The sequence below is a fragment of the Microbacterium sp. CFBP 13617 genome (assembly GCF_014839445.1).
Lineage (GTDB): Bacteria > Actinomycetota > Actinomycetes > Actinomycetales > Microbacteriaceae > Microbacterium.
In genome coordinates, this window is the sequence record NZ_JACYNW010000001.1 from 865,027 (window position 1) to 882,287 (window position 17,261).

The 17,261-nt window shown below is 70.3% G+C and carries 17 protein-coding genes; 12 read left to right on the forward strand and 5 right to left on the reverse strand.

What is annotated here, in order from left to right; genetic code table 11:
- Nucleotides 1-23 precede the first annotated feature (23 nt).
- Genes IFU40_RS03845 through IFU40_RS03865 form a run of 5 tightly spaced genes read left to right on the forward strand, consistent with a single transcriptional unit; the run spans nt 24 to nt 5,026 of the window.
- Nucleotides 24-1,739: a circularly permuted type 2 ATP-grasp protein gene (locus IFU40_RS03845; protein ID WP_055832853.1), complete on the forward strand. Its 1,716-nt coding sequence runs from the start codon at nt 24-26 to the stop codon at nt 1,737-1,739.
- The gene (locus IFU40_RS03850) at nt 1,733-2,665 is read left to right on the forward strand and encodes an alpha-E domain-containing protein (RefSeq protein WP_055832854.1); all 933 of its coding nucleotides are present in this window, start codon (nt 1,733-1,735) and stop codon (nt 2,663-2,665) included. Before IFU40_RS03845 ends, IFU40_RS03850 begins: the two co-directional genes overlap by 7 nt.
- Entirely contained in the window at nt 2,662-3,507 is an 846-nt protein-coding gene (locus IFU40_RS03855; protein ID WP_055832855.1) for a transglutaminase family protein, read from the forward strand. The genes IFU40_RS03850 and IFU40_RS03855 overlap by 4 nt, the downstream gene beginning before the upstream one ends.
- Nucleotides 3,508-3,564: 57 nt before the next feature.
- Nucleotides 3,565-4,212, forward strand: coding sequence for a type IV toxin-antitoxin system AbiEi family antitoxin domain-containing protein (locus IFU40_RS03860; protein WP_156784874.1), 648 nt, complete (start codon nt 3,565-3,567; stop codon nt 4,210-4,212).
- The gene (locus IFU40_RS03865; protein ID WP_191925435.1) at nt 4,205-5,026 is read left to right on the forward strand and encodes a nucleotidyl transferase AbiEii/AbiGii toxin family protein; all 822 of its coding nucleotides are present in this window, start codon (nt 4,205-4,207) and stop codon (nt 5,024-5,026) included. The genes IFU40_RS03860 and IFU40_RS03865 overlap by 8 nt, the downstream gene beginning before the upstream one ends.
- Nucleotides 5,027-5,030: 4 nt before the next feature.
- Here IFU40_RS03865 and IFU40_RS03870 read toward each other — a convergent pair whose 3' ends face one another.
- On the reverse strand, nt 5,031-5,651 hold the full coding sequence (locus IFU40_RS03870; protein ID WP_191925436.1) for a TetR/AcrR family transcriptional regulator: 621 nt from the start codon (nt 5,649-5,651) through the stop codon (nt 5,031-5,033).
- Nucleotides 5,652-5,723: 72 nt separating this feature from the next.
- On the opposite strand from IFU40_RS03870, the gene IFU40_RS03875 reads away from it, so the two are divergent.
- Nucleotides 5,724-7,202: an MDR family MFS transporter gene (locus tag IFU40_RS03875; RefSeq protein WP_191915492.1), complete on the forward strand. Its 1,479-nt coding sequence runs from the start codon at nt 5,724-5,726 to the stop codon at nt 7,200-7,202.
- Between the two features lie 88 nt (nt 7,203-7,290).
- Here IFU40_RS03875 and IFU40_RS03880 read toward each other — a convergent pair whose 3' ends face one another.
- Complete coding sequence (locus tag IFU40_RS03880) at nt 7,291-8,301, reverse strand: substrate-binding domain-containing protein (protein ID WP_191915493.1); 1,011 nt, start codon at nt 8,299-8,301, stop codon at nt 7,291-7,293.
- Between the two features lie 143 nt (nt 8,302-8,444).
- On the opposite strand from IFU40_RS03880, the gene IFU40_RS03885 reads away from it, so the two are divergent.
- From IFU40_RS03885 to rhaS, 4 genes are read left to right on the forward strand one after another with little or no spacing between them, the layout of a single operon-like run.
- Nucleotides 8,445-9,977, forward strand: a complete 1,533-nt coding sequence (locus tag IFU40_RS03885) for a sugar ABC transporter ATP-binding protein (RefSeq protein ID WP_191925437.1) — start codon at nt 8,445-8,447, stop codon at nt 9,975-9,977.
- Nucleotides 9,974-11,008 (forward strand): ABC transporter permease, encoded by a 1,035-nt coding sequence (locus IFU40_RS03890; RefSeq protein ID WP_191925438.1) that lies wholly within the window; start codon nt 9,974-9,976, stop codon nt 11,006-11,008. The genes IFU40_RS03885 and IFU40_RS03890 overlap by 4 nt, the downstream gene beginning before the upstream one ends.
- Entirely contained in the window at nt 11,005-12,069 is a 1,065-nt protein-coding gene (locus tag IFU40_RS03895; RefSeq protein ID WP_191925439.1) for an ABC transporter permease, read from the forward strand. Before IFU40_RS03890 ends, IFU40_RS03895 begins: the two co-directional genes overlap by 4 nt.
- 48 nt (nt 12,070-12,117) lie before the next feature.
- Entirely contained in the window at nt 12,118-13,158 is a 1,041-nt protein-coding gene (rhaS, locus tag IFU40_RS03900) for a rhamnose ABC transporter substrate-binding protein (RefSeq protein ID WP_055832862.1), read from the forward strand.
- 133 nt (nt 13,159-13,291) lie between these two features.
- Here rhaS and IFU40_RS03905 read toward each other — a convergent pair whose 3' ends face one another.
- The 3 genes from IFU40_RS03905 to IFU40_RS03915 all read right to left on the reverse strand — a co-directional run bounded on the left by IFU40_RS03905 (nt 13,292) and on the right by IFU40_RS03915 (nt 15,591).
- A complete protein-coding gene (locus IFU40_RS03905) occupies nt 13,292-14,278 on the reverse strand; it encodes an aldo/keto reductase (RefSeq protein ID WP_191925440.1) in 987 nt (328 codons plus the stop codon).
- A gap of 4 nt (nt 14,279-14,282) precedes the next feature.
- Nucleotides 14,283-14,441: a hypothetical protein gene (locus IFU40_RS03910; protein ID WP_191925441.1), complete on the reverse strand. Its 159-nt coding sequence runs from the start codon at nt 14,439-14,441 to the stop codon at nt 14,283-14,285.
- Between the two features lie 151 nt (nt 14,442-14,592).
- Nucleotides 14,593-15,591 (reverse strand): LacI family DNA-binding transcriptional regulator, encoded by a 999-nt coding sequence (locus IFU40_RS03915; protein ID WP_070409963.1) that lies wholly within the window; start codon nt 15,589-15,591, stop codon nt 14,593-14,595.
- Between the two features lie 84 nt (nt 15,592-15,675).
- Between IFU40_RS03915 and IFU40_RS03920 the strand changes: the two genes are divergently transcribed.
- Complete coding sequence (locus IFU40_RS03920; protein WP_055832865.1) at nt 15,676-16,038, forward strand: L-rhamnose mutarotase; 363 nt, start codon at nt 15,676-15,678, stop codon at nt 16,036-16,038.
- Entirely contained in the window at nt 16,035-17,201 is a 1,167-nt protein-coding gene (gene rhaI, locus IFU40_RS03925; RefSeq protein ID WP_191915498.1) for an L-rhamnose isomerase, read from the forward strand. The genes IFU40_RS03920 and rhaI overlap by 4 nt, the downstream gene beginning before the upstream one ends.
- The last annotated feature ends 60 nt before the right edge of the window (nt 17,202-17,261 follow it).

Sequence of the window (17,261 nt, forward strand, 5' to 3'; positions counted from 1 at the left end):
ACGGCGCTGAGTAGAGTCATCGCATGGGTGACCTGTTCGACGGTTACGGCTCCACGCTGGCGCCGCGCAAAACCGCATCCGGCGTTCCGGCGTACGACGAGATGTTCGGCGGTCCGGCTGGTCCCGGAGACGCCGTCCCCTCGCGCGAGGCGTACCGGGAGCTGTACCAGACGCTCGCGAAGATGACGCAGCAAGAACTGCGCGGTCGCACCGAGTCCCTCGCGAGTTCGTATCTGGCTCAGGGCGTCACGTTCGACTTCGCGGGCGAGGAACGGCCCTTCCCCCTGGATGCCGTGCCCCGGGTCATCGCGTACGACGAGTGGTCGCGCATCGAGGCCGGCGTCAAGCAGCGCGTCCGCGCGCTGGAGGCCTTCCTCGACGACGCGTACGGCAACCAGCACTGCGTGCGCGACGGCATCCTCCCCGCCGGTCTCATCGCGTCGTCGCAGTACTTCTACCGCCAGGCCGCCGGCATCCGCAGTGCCAACGGCGTGCGCATCCAGGTGTCGGGCATCGATCTGATCCGCGACGAGCACGGCGAGATGCGGGTGCTCGAAGACAACGTGCGCGTGCCCTCGGGGGTCTCGTACGTCATCTCGAACCGCCGCGTGATGGCGCAGACCCTGCCCGAGCTGTTCGTCTCGATGCGGGTGCGCCCGGTCGGCGACTACCCGAACAAGCTGCTGTCGGCGCTGCGCGCGTCGGCCCCGCCCGGAATCGACGACCCGAACATCGTCGTGCTCACCCCGGGCGTCTACAACTCCGCCTACTTCGAGCACACGCTGCTCGCGCGCCTCATGGGCGTCGAGCTGGTCGAGGGGCGCGACCTGCTGTGCATCGGCGGCAAGGTCTTCATGCGCACCACCCGCGGCCCCCAGCGCGTCGACGTGATCTACCGCCGCGTCGACGACGAGTTCCTCGACCCGCTGCAGTTCCGCGCCGACTCCATGCTCGGCGCCCCCGGAATCATGCTCGCCGCGCGGTTGGGCAACGTCACGATCGCCAACGCCGTCGGCAACGGCGTCGCCGACGACAAGCTGCTCTACACCTACGTGCCCGAGCTCATCCGGTACTACCTGGCCGAGGAGCCCATCCTCAAGAACGTCGACACGTGGCGGCTCGAAGACCCGGGCGCCCTCGAAGAGGTGCTCGATCGTCTGCCCGAACTGGTCGTGAAGCCCGTCGACGGCTCGGGCGGCAAGGGCCTGGTCGTGGGCCCCGACGCCTCGCCGGCCGAACTCGACACGCTGCGCAAGCGCCTGCTCGCCGACCCGCGCGGGTGGATCGCTCAGCCGGTGGTCATGCTGTCGACCATTCCCACGCTGGTCGAAGACGGCATGCGCCCGCGGCACGCCGACCTGCGTCCCTTCGCGGTCAACGACGGCGACGACATCTGGGTACTGCCCGGCGGCCTGACCCGCGTGGCCCTCCCCGAGGGACAGCTCGTGGTCAACTCCAGCCAGGGCGGCGGGTCGAAGGACACGTGGATCGTCGGCGGAGCGGCCCCCTCGCACGTCGAATACGGCCAGGGTCAGGGCGTGTCGGGTCTCGTGGCCGATCAGGCCGCGGTCACCGAGTCGATCCCGATCATCTACGACGGCCAGCCCGCCCCCGCCACCTCGCCCCGCGACCAACGCCCGGGCCGCGATCAGCAGGAGCAGCAGCAACAGGATGCCGGCGTGCAGCACGGCCCCCAGGCCGAGCAGCAGCAGCAAGCGCGAGAGGTGCCGGAATGCTGAGTCGGATCGCCGAGAGCCTGTTCTGGATCGGGCGCTACATCGAGCGCAGCGACGGGACCGCGCGCATCCTCGACGTGCACCTGCAACTGCTGCTCGAGGATCCGTGGATCGACGAGGACACCGCCTGCCGGTCGCTGCTCAGCGTGATGGGCTCGGCCTGGCCCGAAGAGCTCGACACCGTGCGCCGCGACGACGTGCTCGCGCGTCTGGCCGTCGACCGCATGAACCCGTCGAGCATCGCCTACTCGATCACCGCGGCGCGCGAGAACGCCCGCCGGGCTCGCGAGATCGTGTCGACGGAGCTGTGGGAGATCCTCAACACCACGAACTCCCGCATGCCGCGCCGCCTGCAGACCGACAAGGTGCACGAGTTCTTCCAGTGGGTGCGCGAGCGCGCCGCCCTCGCGATCGGCATCGTCGACTCCTCGACCAACCGCGACGAGGCGTGGCAGTTCTTCACCCTCGGGCGCAGCATCGAGCGCACCGACATGACGGCTCGCCTGCTGGCCACCCGCTCGCTCACCGAGGTGTCGGGTCCGTCGTGGACGACGATCCTGCGCTCCTGCGGGGCGTACGAGGCGTACCTGCGCACCTACCGCGGCATGCCCAGTGCGCGCAACGCCGCCGAGTTCCTGCTGCTCGACCGTCTGTTCCCGCGGTCGATCATCTACTCGATCCAGCGGGCAGAGGACTGCATGAGCGCGATCGACCCCCGCGCCGACCGCGTCGGACACTCCAACACGGTGCTGCGCGCCCTCGGACAGATCCGCAACGACCTCGAGTACCGCCCGGTCAGCGACATCCTCGCGGAGTTGCCCGAACACATGCAGCGCGTGCAGACGGTCTCGCGCGAGGCGTCGGAGGCCATCCGCTCGCGGTTCTTCCCGACGCAGGCCGAGCCCAGCTGGATCGGAGAGATCTCGTGAAACGCCTCCGCATCGAACACCAGACCGGCTTCGCCTACCCGGGCGATGTCTCGGCGTCGTACAACGAGGCGCGCATGCTGCCGCACTCCACCGACAGCCAGTTCGTGCTGAGTTCGTCGCTCGACATCGAGCCCTCGACCTCGGTGAACCAGTACGTCGACTACTTCGGCACGCGCGTCGCGGCGTTCGACGTGCTGTCGCCGCACCAGGCGCTCACGATCACGGCGCGCTCACTCGTCGAGGTGCGGCCGCGCCCGATCGAGCACGCCGACATCACGTGGGAGCAGTTGGCGTCCGAGTCGGCGCGCTCGATCACCACGGTCGAGCAGCTGACGCAGACCCGCCGCACGACCCCGCACGCCGAGGTGGCCGAGCTCGCCCGTGCCATCGCCGCGCAGCACGACCGCCCGGGTCCGGCCGCGCACGCCATCGTCGAGGCCGTGGGTGACGCGATCGACTACATGCAGGGCGTCACGGGAGTGCACTCCACCGCGGTCGACGCGTGGGAGGCCCGCAAGGGCGTCTGCCAGGACATCGCCCACATCGCGATCGGGGCGCTGCGCGAAGTCGGCATCCCGGCCCGGTACGTCTCGGGCTACCTGCACCCGAAGCCGTCCGCCGAGGTCGGCGAGGCCGTGACGGGCGAGTCGCACGCGTGGGTGGAGTGGTTCGCCGGCGACTGGCAGGGCTTCGACCCCACCAACAACATCGAGATCGGCGACCGTCACGTACTCGTCGGTCGCGGCCGCGACTACAACGACGTGCCGCCGCTGCGCGGCGTGTACGCCGGCCCCGGCAAGAGCAATCTCAAGGTGAAGGTCACGATCACGCGCGAGACCTGACGCTGGTTACCCGGAAATATACGCAGAGCGTATAGTTCCAGGGGTATAGGAGGGTTCATGGGCGCCGACGTCGACATCGCACGGTCGATTGCTGCGTCACCGTTGCGCACAGCCCGCCTGAAAGACCTCCCTCCGCTCGTTCGGAACACGTGGCGAACCGTTGAGAGGTTGACGGACCGCGGCGCGCTGGTGCGACTGTCTCATGGTGTCTATACCGCTCCCCCCGATGGGGAAGACGGGCGTTCTTGGCGACCGTCGCTCGAGTCCACCGCCTTGGCTATCGCTGCGGCACGGGTGGGCGGCCGGTCGGCCGCCCTGATGGGAACAAGCGCGGCCCGCTACTGGGGAGTCCTTCCCCGAGCGATCGGTGTAGCAACCGTCGCGGTCGACCGGGGGAAGCACTCGGCCTTGGAACTGGATCACGGAGGAACCGTCCTCTTCGTCCCGCGGCGTTTTGATCTGCTCGATCTCGTCTTGGAGCGCACGAGTCTTGGGCGTGGGCTCGTCACGACGCCGGCGCAGACGCTTTTCGATCTGCTTTCGCGGCGTCCCGCTGATGGCCTCGAGAAAGAGATCGATGGGGCAGTCGACAATCTGATCGCTCGGGTCGAGGTCCCCGATTACGCGGATGTCCTCGCACGCTCTGCTCGCCCGGGCAAAGCTGCTCGCGCCGCACTCGAACGCCTGCGAGAGAAGTATGAGTGAGGCGCGCCCGACGTTCGGTGGTCGTGGACCGACGGTCGGTGTCCTCGACGAGGAAGAGCGGCGCGCGGTTCAACGGCTCTTCGGTGTCGCCGCAGAGCAGGTGGCCCGAGATCATGTCGTCTCCCATGCGCTGGCGGCCATCGCCGAGCTGAGTACGAACCATGTCGTCTTCTTCGGCGGAACGGCGCTCTCTCGAACGCACCTCCCGCAGACTCGGCTGTCCGAAGACATCGATCTCATCGCCCTGGGTGAGCGGCGACACGTCGCGCAACAGATCGAGGGCATTCTCTCGCGGCGACTGGGGCGCCTGTTCGGCGCAGTGCAGTTCACTCCGCGGCTCACTGAGTCGCGACATCCTCATGCTTCCGTTCTGCAGGTGGGGGAGACGCGAATCCAAGTGCAGTTGGTTTCGGCGGTCGGCTATCCTGCCTGGCCGACCGAGGTGGTGTCCATCGAGCAGCGTTACGGAGATGCTCCGCCGGCGCGCCTTCGCGTTCTCACGGCCGCGTCGTTCGTGGCGTCGAAGCTGGCAGCGTGGAGTGATCGCGGTGCCGCTCGCGATCTCTACGACCTCTGGGCCCTCGCCGAAGCGTCGAAGATCACGGGCGAGGCGCTCGACATCTTCCGACGGCTCGGCCCCCTCACCACTGTGTCGAAGGTCAGCTTCGTGGATGTGCCAACGCACACGGAGTGGACTCGCGCTCTGGGGCATCAGTGCCTCGTGCGGGTCACGCCGGACGTGGCCGTTGCTGTCGTCGAGGCGGCGTTGGAATCCGCCGCCGGGGGAGCCGAGGCGCCCACGCGCGAGACCTGAGCGGTCAGGCGCCGGCGGCTCGGCCCATCTGCTGCTGCACCTCGCGGTGCAGGTCGACCAGGCTGCTCGCCTGGCCGCGGTCGTGGCGGCGTGCCCACTCGTCGAGGGTCGTGCGCATCTCGAGGCCGGCGAGACCGAGCGCGGCGCGCACATCGAGGTCGGGGCGTTCGAGGCGCTCGGCGATCTCGGGGATGAAGCGGTCGGATGACGTGGCCTCGCGGCGCACGGCCGCACCCAGCAGCGCGGGCTCGTGGCCGATGAGCCGGCGCACGCGGAGGAACCTCTCGCGCGCCTGAGGATCGGCATCCAGACCGCGCAGCTCGCGCGCGAAGACGGCACGCAGCGCCGTCGTGAGTGCGGCGATGTCGTCGCCCGGCGCGCCGACGCCGGCGAGCGCCTCGGCGAAGCGGCCGTCGTCGATGAAGACGGCGTCTTCTTTCGTGCCGGCCAGGCGGAAGAACGTGCGGGGCGAGACGCCCGCGCGGGCGGCGATCTCGTCGACCGTGGTGCCGGTGACGCCCTTCTGCTCGAACAGGTCGAGGGCGGCCGCGCAGATCTCGACCGCCGTCTCGCGGCGGCGTCGGTCGCGCAGACCTCCACCCGCGGGGGATGACAGGGGGCTCATGTCCGATACAGTAGTCGATGTCTTATTGGCAGTAGCTGCCAAGTTGTCTCATCCTGCTTAGATTGGTCCTCCATGGTCTCCACCGGAACCGTCCCCACCGCCCCGCCCGGCGCCGGCGTCAAGCCCGCCGTGCGCCCCGGCGCCGTCATCGCGCTGCTCGTCGTCGCCGCCTTCGTCGTCATCCTGAACGAGACGATCATGGGCGTCGCCCTTCCCGAGCTCATGCGCGAGCTCGACATCACCGCCGCCTCCGCGCAGTGGCTGACCACGGCCTTCCTGCTGACGATGGCCGTCGTCATCCCCACGACCGGGTTCCTCATCCAGCGCTTCCCGCTTCGCACCCTGTTCTTCACCGCGATGGGGCTGTTCACCCTCGGCACCGTGATCGCCGCGATCGCCCCCGGGTTCGGCGTGCTGCTGCTGGGCCGCGTCGTCCAGGCGTCGGGAACCGCGATCATGATCCCGCTGCTGTTCACCACCGTCCTGAACGTCGTCCCCGCCCACCGTCGCGGACGCATGATGGGACTCATCTCGATCGTCATCTCGGTGGCGCCGGCCGTCGGTCCCACGGTCTCGGGTCTGATCCTGTCGGTCTTCCCGTGGCGGGCGATGTTCATCGTCATGATCCCGATCGCGCTGGTCGCGATCGCCCTCGGCGCCCGGTGGGTGCAGAACCTCACCGACACGCGCCGCGTGACCCTCGACGTGCTCTCGGTCGTGCTGTCGGCCCTGGCTTTCGGTGGCATCATCTTCGGCCTGTCGAGCATCGGCGAAGCGGCGAGCGGTCACGAGATCGTCCCCGTCTGGATGCCGTTGGTCCTGGGCGCCGTCGCGCTCGTGGCGTTCATCGTGCGTCAGCTGCGCCTCGGCGCGACCGACCGCGTGCTGCTGAACCTCGGCGTCTTCCGGCACTCGACCTTCAGCGTCGCCGTGGTGCTGGTGGTCGTGGCGATGACGACGCTGTTCGGCGTGCTCATCCTGCTGCCGCTGTACCTGCAGAACGTGCTGGGCCTCGGGACCCTGCCCACCGGCCTCATGCTGCTGCCGGGCGGTCTGCTGATGGGGCTCATGGCCCCGCTCGTCGGCAACCTGTTCGACCGGTTCGGCGCGCGCCCGCTCGTGCTGCCGGGCGCGATCGTGGCCAGCGTCGCGCTCTGGGGCTTCGCGACCCTGTCGACCTCGACCCCCGTCGGCTTCGTCATCGCCGTGCACTGCCTGCTGAGCCTGGGTCTGGCGTTCATGTTCACGCCGCTCATGACCGCGGCGCTCGGATCGCTCCCGCGCCGGCTCTACCCGCACGGCTCCGCGATCGTGTCGACCGTGCAGCAGCTCGCGGGCGCGGCGGGCACCGCGGTGTTCGTCACGCTCATGACCGTGGGCGCGGCGTCGGCCGTGGCCGACCGGGGCGCATCGGCCGTCGATGCCACGGCATCCGGCATCCACACCGCGTTCTTCGTCGCGGCGTGCCTGTCGCTGGCGGTCATCGTGCTGGCGGCGTTCGTCCGGACGCCGGCCCAGGTCGACGACGCCGAGGCGATGCCGGCGCACTGACGTCTCCACGCCGCTCCCGCACGGGCCGTTCGACGGCGCGCGCGGGAGCGGCGTTTCGTCATGCTCGGGCGGCGCGCCGACGCCCCCGTTACGGCACCCCCGTCGACGCCCGCGCCACCAGCTCGGGCGCGAACACCGTCTGCCGCGTCGGGCGGTCGGGGTCGTCGGCCTCGTCGAGCAGGATGCGCATCGCGGTGCCGCCGATGAGGGCGCTGGGCTGACGGACCGAGGTGAGGGGCACCGCCGCGGCGGCGGCGAACGGGATGTCGTCGAACCCCACCACGGCGATCTCGTCGGGGACGAGCATGCGGCCGTCGACGACGAGTCCCTGCAGGAGTCCCAGGGCGAGCAGGTCGTTCGCGGCGAACACCGCGTCGGGGCGGTCCGGTCTGTCGCGGGCGAGCAGGCGTCGACCGGCGGCGACGCCCTCGTCGACGGTGAGCGCGTGCGTGGGGACCACCTCGAGACTCGCGCGATGCACGCTGTTCTCGACGGCGCTGCGGGCGCCGGCCAGGCGGTCGGTCACCTGCCGGATGTCGAAGGATCCGCCGACGAACGCGAGGTGGCGGCGCCCGGTCGCGAGCAGGTGCTCGGCCGCGAGTCGGCCCCCGGCGACGCTGTCGACCGACACCGACGAGAAGCGCGCGTCGCCCGAGAACCGGTCGATGAGCACCGAGGGGATGCCACGGGAGCGCAGACGGGTGAGTCGGGCGGTGACGTCGCCGAACGGGGCGATGAGCAACCCCCGCACCATCTGCTGTTCGAAGAGGTCGATGTACAGCGTCTCGCGCGCGGCGTCTTCGTCGCTGTTGCCGTGCAGGAGCGCCAGGCCGCGCGCGGTGGCCTCGTTCTCGGCGCCGCCGACGACGTCGGCGAAGAAGGGATTGCGCCCGTCGAGGGCGACGAAGCCGACGGTGGTGCTGACGCCCGCGCGCAGTTGCCGGGCGGCGTCGTTGCGCACGTACCCGAGCTCTTCGATGGCGTGGTTCACCCGCTGGATCGAGGCGGCCGAGACGGCGTCGGGTCTGTTGAGCACGTTCGAGACGGTGCCCACCGAGACCCCCGCGAGGGTGGCGACGTCGCGGATGCTGATCGACACGGCGCCTCCTCACGTCACGATCCGGTCTCGGCGCGATCCCGACTTGACCGCGTCGTCGGGCTCACCCTACAGTGACTGGCATCCAATCTGAAACGATTCAGATTGTGCCGGGCAACCGGCTCCACCCTCGATGAGGAGGCCGCATGGCTGACGCGATGGACGCGACACCCGCCACGCCCCACCACGCCCTCGAGCTCCGGCGCGTGATGAAATCGTTCGGCCCCGTGGTTGCTCTGCGGTCGGGGAGCCTCACGCTCGACCGCGGATCGGTCCACGCCCTGATCGGTGAGAACGGCGCGGGCAAGTCCACGCTCGTGAAGATCATCGCGGGGCTGTACCGCCGTGACGACGGCGACTTCCTGCTCGACGGCGAGAGCGTCGACTTCGCCAGCACGGCGCAGTCCAAGGCCGCCGGCATCGCCGTGATCTACCAGGAGCCCACGCTCTTCCCCGACCTGTCGGTCACCGAGAACATCTTCATGGGACGCCAGCCCACCGGGCGTCTGGGGCGCATCGACCGGGGGAAGATGCGCGACGAGGCGACCCGCATCTTCGCGCGTCTCGGTGTCTCGCTCGATCCCGACCGGGTGACCGAGGGGCTGTCGATCGCCGACCAGCAGATCATCGAGATCGCCAAGGCCATCTCGCTCGACGCCCGCGTGCTGATCATGGACGAGCCCACCGCCGCCCTCAGCGGCGTCGAGGTCGAGCGACTGTTCGCGGTCGCCCGCAGCCTCCGCGACGAGGGGCGCGCGCTGCTGTTCATCTCGCACCGCTTCGACGAGGTCTTCGCCCTGTGCGACACCGTCACCGTCATGCGCGACGGCGCGTACGTGCACACGACGTCGTTGGTCGACACCACGGTCGACGACCTCGTGCGCCAGATGGTGGGACGCGACGTCACCGAGCTGTTCCCCAAGCTGCCGTCCACCCCGGGCGAGGTCGTGCTCGAGGTCGAGGGGCTGACGCGCCGCGGAGTGTTCCGCGACGTGTCGTTCTCGCTGCGCGCCGGTGAGATCGTCGGTCTCGCGGGACTCGTCGGTGCGGGCCGCAGCGAGGTCGCCCGTGCGATCTTCGGCGTCGACACCTACGAATCGGGCACCGTGCGGCTGAGCGGCGCAGCGCTGCCGAAGGGAAGCGTCCGCCTCGCCACCGCGCGAGGCCTCGCCCTCGTCCCCGAGGATCGCCGCAAGCAGGGCCTCGTGCTCGACGAGGGGGTCTCGCGCAACATCACCCTCGCGATCCGGACGAAGCTCTCGCGGTGGGGTCTGCTGCGCACCACCGACGAGAACCGTGCCGCCCGCGAGTGGGCGAGCCGGCTCGAGGTGAAGACCGCCGCTCTGGATGCCACCGCGGGAACGCTCAGCGGAGGCAACCAGCAGAAGGTCGTCATCGGCAAGTGGCTCGCCACCCAGCCGCGCGTGCTCATCGTCGACGAGCCGACCCGCGGCATCGACGTGGGCACCAAGTCGGAGGTGCACAGGTTGCTCTCCGAACTCGCCCAGCAGGGGCTCGCGATCCTCATGATCTCCAGCGAGCTGCCCGAGGTCCTCGGAATGGCCGACCGCGTGCTCGTCATGCGCGAGGGGCGGCTGACGGGCGAGTTCTCGCGAGCGGATGCCACCCCCGAAACCATCATGTTCGCCGCGACCGCCGATGTGGAGGCCACCTCGTGAGCACCGCCACCCCCATCCGTCCGGGCACGAGCCCCGCGGCACGACTCGTCTCGCACGTCGCCACGGCGCGCGAGAGCGGCATCGTGCTGGCGCTCGTGCTGATCGTCGTCGTCGCGACGGTGAACAACCCCACCTTCCTCTTCTCTCCCGACGGCTTCCGCGACCTGCTGCTGACCCCCTCGCTGCTGCTGCTCGTGGCCGTCGGCCAGGCGATCGTCATCATCACGCGCAACGTCGACCTCTCGGTCGGCTCCGTCGTGGGTATCACCGCGTACCTCACCGGCCGGCTCTTCATCGACGTGCCGGGACTCCCGCTCGTGGTGGTGTTCCTCGCGGGCATCGTGGTCGGCGGCATCCTCGGATTCGTCAACGGGGCGCTGGTCGCCTACGCCAAGGTCCCCGCCCTGGTCATCACGCTCGGCACGATGTACATCTACCGCGGCCTCAACGTCGCCTGGGCGGGAAGCAACCGCGTCAACGCCGGCGACCTGCCCGCGGACTTCCGGGGACTCGGGACCGGGCAGATCCTCGGCATCCCGCTGCTGACGATCGTCGCCGTGATCGTGCTGATCGCCGCCGCCTGGTACCTGCGCAACCTGCGCAGCGGTCGCGAGCTCTACGCCCTCGGGTCCGACCCGGCGGCCGCCCACCTCTACGGACTCAAGGTCAACCGCCGCATCATCGGCGCCTTCGTCACGAGCGGTGCCCTGGCGGGCCTCGCGGGTGTGCTGTACGCCGCGCGCTACGGCACCGTCGCCTCGAACGCCGGCTTCGGCTGGGAACTGCAGGCCATCGGCGCGGCCGTGATCGGCGGCGTCGCCATCTCGGGCGGCGTGGGAACGGTCTGGGGCGCCGCGATCGGCGCCTACCTGCTGCTCACGATCAACCGTGCGCTGCCGATCCTCGGCATCGACGACTTCTGGCAGCGGGCCGTCGTGGGTGCGCTCATCCTCGGCGCCATCGTGCTCGACCGTGTGCTCGCGGTCCGCCAGTCCCGCACGCTCACCGCACAGAGGGAGACGGGTCGATGACCTCCACCACCGTCGACGACCGCGCGCGCACCTACCGCGCGCACGCCCGCCCGTTCTGGCGTCGGGCCCTGCTCACCCGCGAGGCTGCCATCATCGGCATCCTGCTGCTGGTCATCGTCGTGTCGATCGCGACCGTGCGCAACTTCGACAGCCCACTGACGGTCACGTATCTGCTGCGTGACATCGCCCCGATCCTGCTCATCGCCCTACCGATGACGCTCATCATCATCACCGAAGAGATCGACCTGTCGGTCGCGAGCATCGTCGGACTCTCGAGCGTCACGGTGGGGGTGCTCACCCAGGCCGGCTGGCCGTTCGAGATCGCCGCCCTCGCCGCGGTCGTGGTGGGCCTCGTCGCCGGGGCGATCAACGGCTTCCTCGTCACCGTCGTGGGGCTCCCCTCGCTCGCGGTGACGATCGGAACCTTGGCCCTGTTCCGCGGCATCGCGGTGGGGCTGCTGGGCACCGAGGCCGTCACCGAGTTCCCCGAGACGTGGACCGACCTCGCCAAGGCCAACATCCCGGGCACGCCGCTGCCGCTGATCATGGTGCCCTTCGCGGTGCTCGCCATCGTGTTCGCGGTGCTGCTGCACCTCACCCCGTTCGGCCGCTCGCTGTACGCGATCGGCCTGAACAAGGAAGCGGCGCAGTTCTCGGGCATCGACGTCGCCCGCACCAAGTTCCTGCTGTTCGTGCTGAGCGGCGCGGTGTCGGGCTTCGCCGGGGTGTACTTCACCCTGCTCTACAGCAACGCCCGCGGCGAGAACGCCATGGGAATGGAGCTGCAGATCATCGCGGCGGTGCTGCTGGGCGGCGTGTCGATCTTCGGCGGTCGCGGAGCCCTGCACGGCGTGATCGCGGGCGTGCTGCTCATCGGCACCCTGGGCAGCGCCCTGCGCCTGGCCGGAGTCACCAGCGACATCATCAACGTCATCACCGGAGCCCTCCTCGTGCTCTCGGTGGTGTCCGCCAGTTTTCTCGCCTGGCTGCAATCTCGACGCGCAACCGCGCTCGGCAAGAGGAAGGGGTCACGCTCGACCGCTCCGGCGTCGACCGTCTGACCCGCACACCACCCGCGCCACACATCTGCACAACGGAAGGAAACAACGATGTTCGCATTCACTCGCAAGACCCGCGTCGGCACCGCTGCCGCCGCCCTCGCCCTGGCGGTCACCCTCGTCGCCACCGGCTGCTCCGGCGGTAGCGGCGGAGGATCCACCGGCGGAGGGGATGGCGGAAACCTGGCCATCACCTTCTTGCCGAAGAACCTCGGCAACCCGTACTTCGAGACCTCGAACAAGGGCGGCGAAGAAGCCATCGGCGAGTTCGGCGGCACCTTCGAACAGGTCGGCCCCAGCGAGGCGACCCCGACCTCGCAGGTGCAGTACATCCAGACCGCGGCCCAGCAGGGCGTGGGGGGCCTGGTCATCTCGGCCAACGACCCCTCGGCGATCTGCGACGCGCTCGACGAGGCCCGCAGCGCCGGCGTGAAGGTCGTCACCTTCGACTCCGACACCGACGCCGAGTGCCGCGACCTCTTCATCAACCAGGCCACGGCCGAGGGCATCGCCAAGGTGCAGGTCGACCTGATCGCCGAGCAGATCGGTGACTCCGGTCAGGTGGCCGTGCTGTCGGCGGCCGCGAACGCCACGAACCAGAACGCCTGGATCGAGCTGATGAAGACCGACCTCGCCGCCAACCACCCGAACATCGAGCTCGTCGACGTCGTCTACGGCGACGACGACGACCAGACCTCGTTCGACCGCACCGCAGCGCTGCTCCAGACCTACCCGAACCTCAAGGGCATCGTCTCGCCGACCACCGTGGGCATCGCCGCGGCCGGCCGGTACCTGTCGACCTCGGAGTACAAGGGCAAGGTCGCGCTCACCGGCCTCGGCACGCCCAACCAGCTGCGCGAGTACGTGCAGGACGGCACCATCACCGCGTTCGCGCTGTGGAACCCCGCCGACCTCGGCTACCTCTCGGCGTTCGCGACGAAGGCGCTGATCGACGGGCAGATCACCGGCGCCGAGGGCGACACGTTCGAAGCCGGCAAGCTCGGCGAGTTCACCGTCGGCGCTGACGCGACGGTGCTGTTGGGCGACCCGTACGTGTTCGATTCGGCGAACATCGCGGACTTCGACTTCTGATCCGAAGCCCCGCCCCGGCCCCGGCCGCCCTCGCGGCGGTCGGGGCCTCGGTCGTTCGCGGCGTGGCGCGCGCGTGGCACCCGGGAGTGGACCGCGGCGCCGTAGCCGGCGGGCACGAGCCCGCCCCTGGCCCTCAGCGGCCCACGAATCCCATGTGCTGCGCGTTGTAGCGGTCGCCGTGCACGCCGATGCGACGGGCCAGGCCGTCGAGGTCGGCCCTGTCGTCCGCCGAGAGGGCGATCTCGCTCGAGCGGGCGTTCTCGTGGATCCGCTCGGTGCGGCGCGTTCCAGGGATGGGGGCGATGTGCGCCCCCTGGGCGAGCAGCCACGCGAGGGCGATCTGCCCGGGCGTGCAGTCCTTTCGCGCGGCGAGCTCGCGCACCTGCGCGACGAGCGCCTGGTTCGCGGCGAGGTTGTCGGCCTCGAAGCGGGGGACGCGCGCACGGATGTCGCCGTCGCTGAACGTCGTCGAGGTGTCGACGGTGCCCGTGAGGAAGCCCTTGCCCAGCGGGCTGAAGGGCACGAACCCGATGCCGAGCTCGGCGAGGGTGGGGAGGATCTCGGCCTCGGGGTCTCGCGTCCACAGCGAGTACTCGCTCTGCAGCGCCGTCACCGGGAACGTCTCGTGGGCGGCGCGGACGGTGGCCGCCGAGGCTTCGGACAAGCCGAAATGGCGGACCTTGCCGGCGGCGACGAGTTCGCCGACCGTTCCCGCGACGTCTTCGATCGGGACGTCGGGGTCGACGCGGTGCTGGTAGAAGAGGTCGATCACGTCGGTGCGGAGGCGGGTGAGCGAGGCGTCCGCCACCCGTCGGATCTGCTCGGGGCGGCTGTCGAGCCCGGCCATCGCCCCCTCGCGGATGTCCCACCCGAACTTGGTGGCGATGACGACCTGATCGCGGATCGGCTCCAGTGCCTCGCCGACCAGCTCTTCGTTGTCGTAGGGGCCGTAGACCTCCGCCGTGTCGAAGAAGGTGACGCCCGCATCGAGAGCCGACCGGAGCACCGCGATCATCTCGTCGCGGTCGCCGGGGTTCGGGCCGTACGACTGCGACATCCCCATGCAGCCGAGCCCGACCGCCGATACCTCGAGGCCCTGCCCCAGAGTCCGTGTGTGCATGCTGTCACTCCTCCCGCGCCGCCGCTGCGGCATCGTGTGCGAGTCCACCCCGGGACTCGGCGTCGGTCGTCGACGGACGGGCGGCGCGCCGCCGCATCCGCTCGGAGCTGCCCGATTCCGGCTCGGCGACGCGGACCCCGCGCCCGTCGGCCCTGTCGTCCATGCGGTCGACGCTACGCCCGAACCCGACGGGCAGGGACGCCCCGTCAGTACACCCCTCACCGGCGATTCCCTCGCCCGCGGCACCGCGAAGGGGCGGGCGCGCGTCGAGGCACCGAGGGCCCGGCGGCCGAGAAGGCCGCGGCCGCCGGCGACTAGCCGCTCGACGCCCGCACGATCAGCTCGGGACGGAACCTCACCTGGCGCTCGGCGGGGTCGAGCTCGCCGTCGAGCTGACGCAGCAGCAGGTCGACGGCCGTGGAACCCAGGGCCTCGGCGGGCTGACGCACCGAGGTGAGCGGCACGACGGTGGCGGCGGCGAAGTCGATGTCGTCGTAGCCGACGAGCGCGATGTCGTCGGGCACGCGGATGTCACCGAGCATCGTGAGGGCCTGCAGCACGCCGACGGCGAGCAGGTCGTTGGCGGCGAAGACGGCGTCGGGGCGGTCGGCGCGCTCGCGCACGCGCTCACCCGCGGCGCGGCCGGCGAGCACGGTCATGGCATCGGCCTCGATCACCTCGAGCTCGGCGCCGTCGACCTCGGCGACCGCGCGGCGTGCTCCGGCGAGGCGATCGGCGACCTGGCGCGTGGTCAGGGGGCCGGCGACGAAGGCGATCCGGCGGCGTCCCCGCGCGAGCAGATGCGCGACGGCCAGGTGGCCGCCCTCGACGTCGTCGACCGAGACGGCGCAGACGTCGGAGCCGTGCATCTGCTCGTCGACGAGCACGACGGGGATGCCGGCGGCCGCCAGGCGTTCGACGACGTCGCCGTCGGCGTCGGCGGGGGTGAGCAGCACCCCGGCCACCCGTTGCTCGCGGAACTGGTCGAGGTAGAGGCGCTCGTGGTCGGGGGCGGCGCCGCTGGAGCCGAGCAGCACGACGTAGCCGTCGTCGGCGGCGCGGGCTTCGGCGCCGCGGGCGACGGCGGCGAAGAAGGGGTTGCCGGCGTCGAGCACGATGAGCGCGATGCTGCGGCTGCGACCGGCGCGCAGCTGGCGGGCGGCGTCGTTGCGCACGTACCCGAGGGCGTCGATGGCCGCGCGCACGCGCTCGGCGGCGGCGGCCGACACCGTGGCCCGACCGTTGAGGACGTTCGACACGGTGCCCACCGAGACCCCCGCGCGCGCCGCGACGTCCGTGATCTTGACCGCCATGATCCGACGACGATATCGCACGCACACACCCGCTGTGCTATCGTGCGATGAAACGATTCATTCTCGAGGAAGAGAACCCGCCCCATGTCCGCACAGACCACGCGCGTCTGCTTCGAACTCCGCGTCCGGCCCGAGCTGATCGACGAGTACGTCGCACGGCACACGCCCGTGCCAACCGAGATGCTCGACGAGATCGCCGCGGCCGGGCGACGCAACTACTCGCTGTTCCTCGGCGAGCACGGGCGGCTCATCGGCTACTACGAGACCGACGACGACGCGGCCGCCCAGGCGTACCTGGCCGCCTCGCCGATCGCGGCCGCGTGGGAGGCCGAGATGGCCCCGTTCTTCCTCGGCCTCGAGGGTCGTCCCGACCAGGCCGCCACTGCCCTCACCGAGGTCTTCCACCTCGCCGACCAGCTCGCATACGCGGGAAGGAACCCGTCATGACCACTCTCGGCCCCGAGATCCTCTCCGCCCTCGAACAGCAGGCGATCGAGCTGCCCTCCTGGGCGTTCGGCAACTCCGGCACTCGCTTCCGCGTGTTCCCGACGCCGGGCACCCCGCGCGACGCGTTCGAGAAGATCGCCGATGCCGCCGAGGTCCACCGCCTCACCGCCCTCGCGCCGAGCGTGGCCCTGCACATCCCGTGGGACCTGGTCGACGATTTCGGGGCGCTGCGCCGCCACGCCGACGACCTGGGCGTGCGCCTCGGCACGATCAACTCGAACACCTTCCAGGACGAGGATTACAAGTTCGGCGCCCTCACGCACCACGACGACGTCATCCGCCGGAAGGCCATCGACCACCACCTCGCGTGCATCGACGTGATGGATGCCACGGGCTCGCGCGATCTGAAGATCTGGCTCGCCGAGGGGTCCAACTACCCCGGGCAGAACGACATGCGCGGTCGCCAGGACCGCCTGCAGGACTCGCTGCAGCAGATCTACGCCCGCCTCGGCGACGACCAGCGCCTGGTGCTGGAGTACAAGTTCTTCGAGCCGTCGTTCTACCACACCGACGTCCCCGACTGGGGAACGTCGTACGCGCAGGTGGCGTCGCTCGGAGACAAGGCGATGGTCTGCCTCGACACCGGTCATCACGCGCCCGGCACCAACATCGAGTTCATCGTCATGCAGCTGCTGCGCCTCGGAAAGCTCGGCTCGTTCGACTTCAACTCGCGCTTCTACGCCGACGACGACCTCATCGTCGGATCGGCCGACCCGTTCCAGCTGTTCCGCATCCTCACCGAGGTCGTCCGCGGCGGGGGCCTGAACAACCCCGACGTGGCGTTCATGCTCGATCAGTGCCACAACATCGAGGACAAGATCCCCGGCCAGATCCGCTCGGTACTCAACGTGCAGGAGATGACGGCGCGCGCCCTGCTCGTCGACCGTGACGCTCTGGCCGCCGCGCAGCAGGCGAACGACGTGCTCGGCGCCAACGCCGTGCTCATGGACGCGTTCTACACCGACGTGCGCCCGGCGCTCGCCGAGTGGCGGGAATCGCGCGGCCTCCCCGCCGACCCCATGGCGGCCTTCGCCGCCTCGGGCCACCTCGCCCGCCTCGCCGACGAGCGCGCGGGCGGAACCCAGGCCGGCTGGGGCGCCTGACCCCGCCCCGCGGGGGCGACGCCCACATCGCCCCGGCGCTTCTTCTCGCGCGGCCCGTCG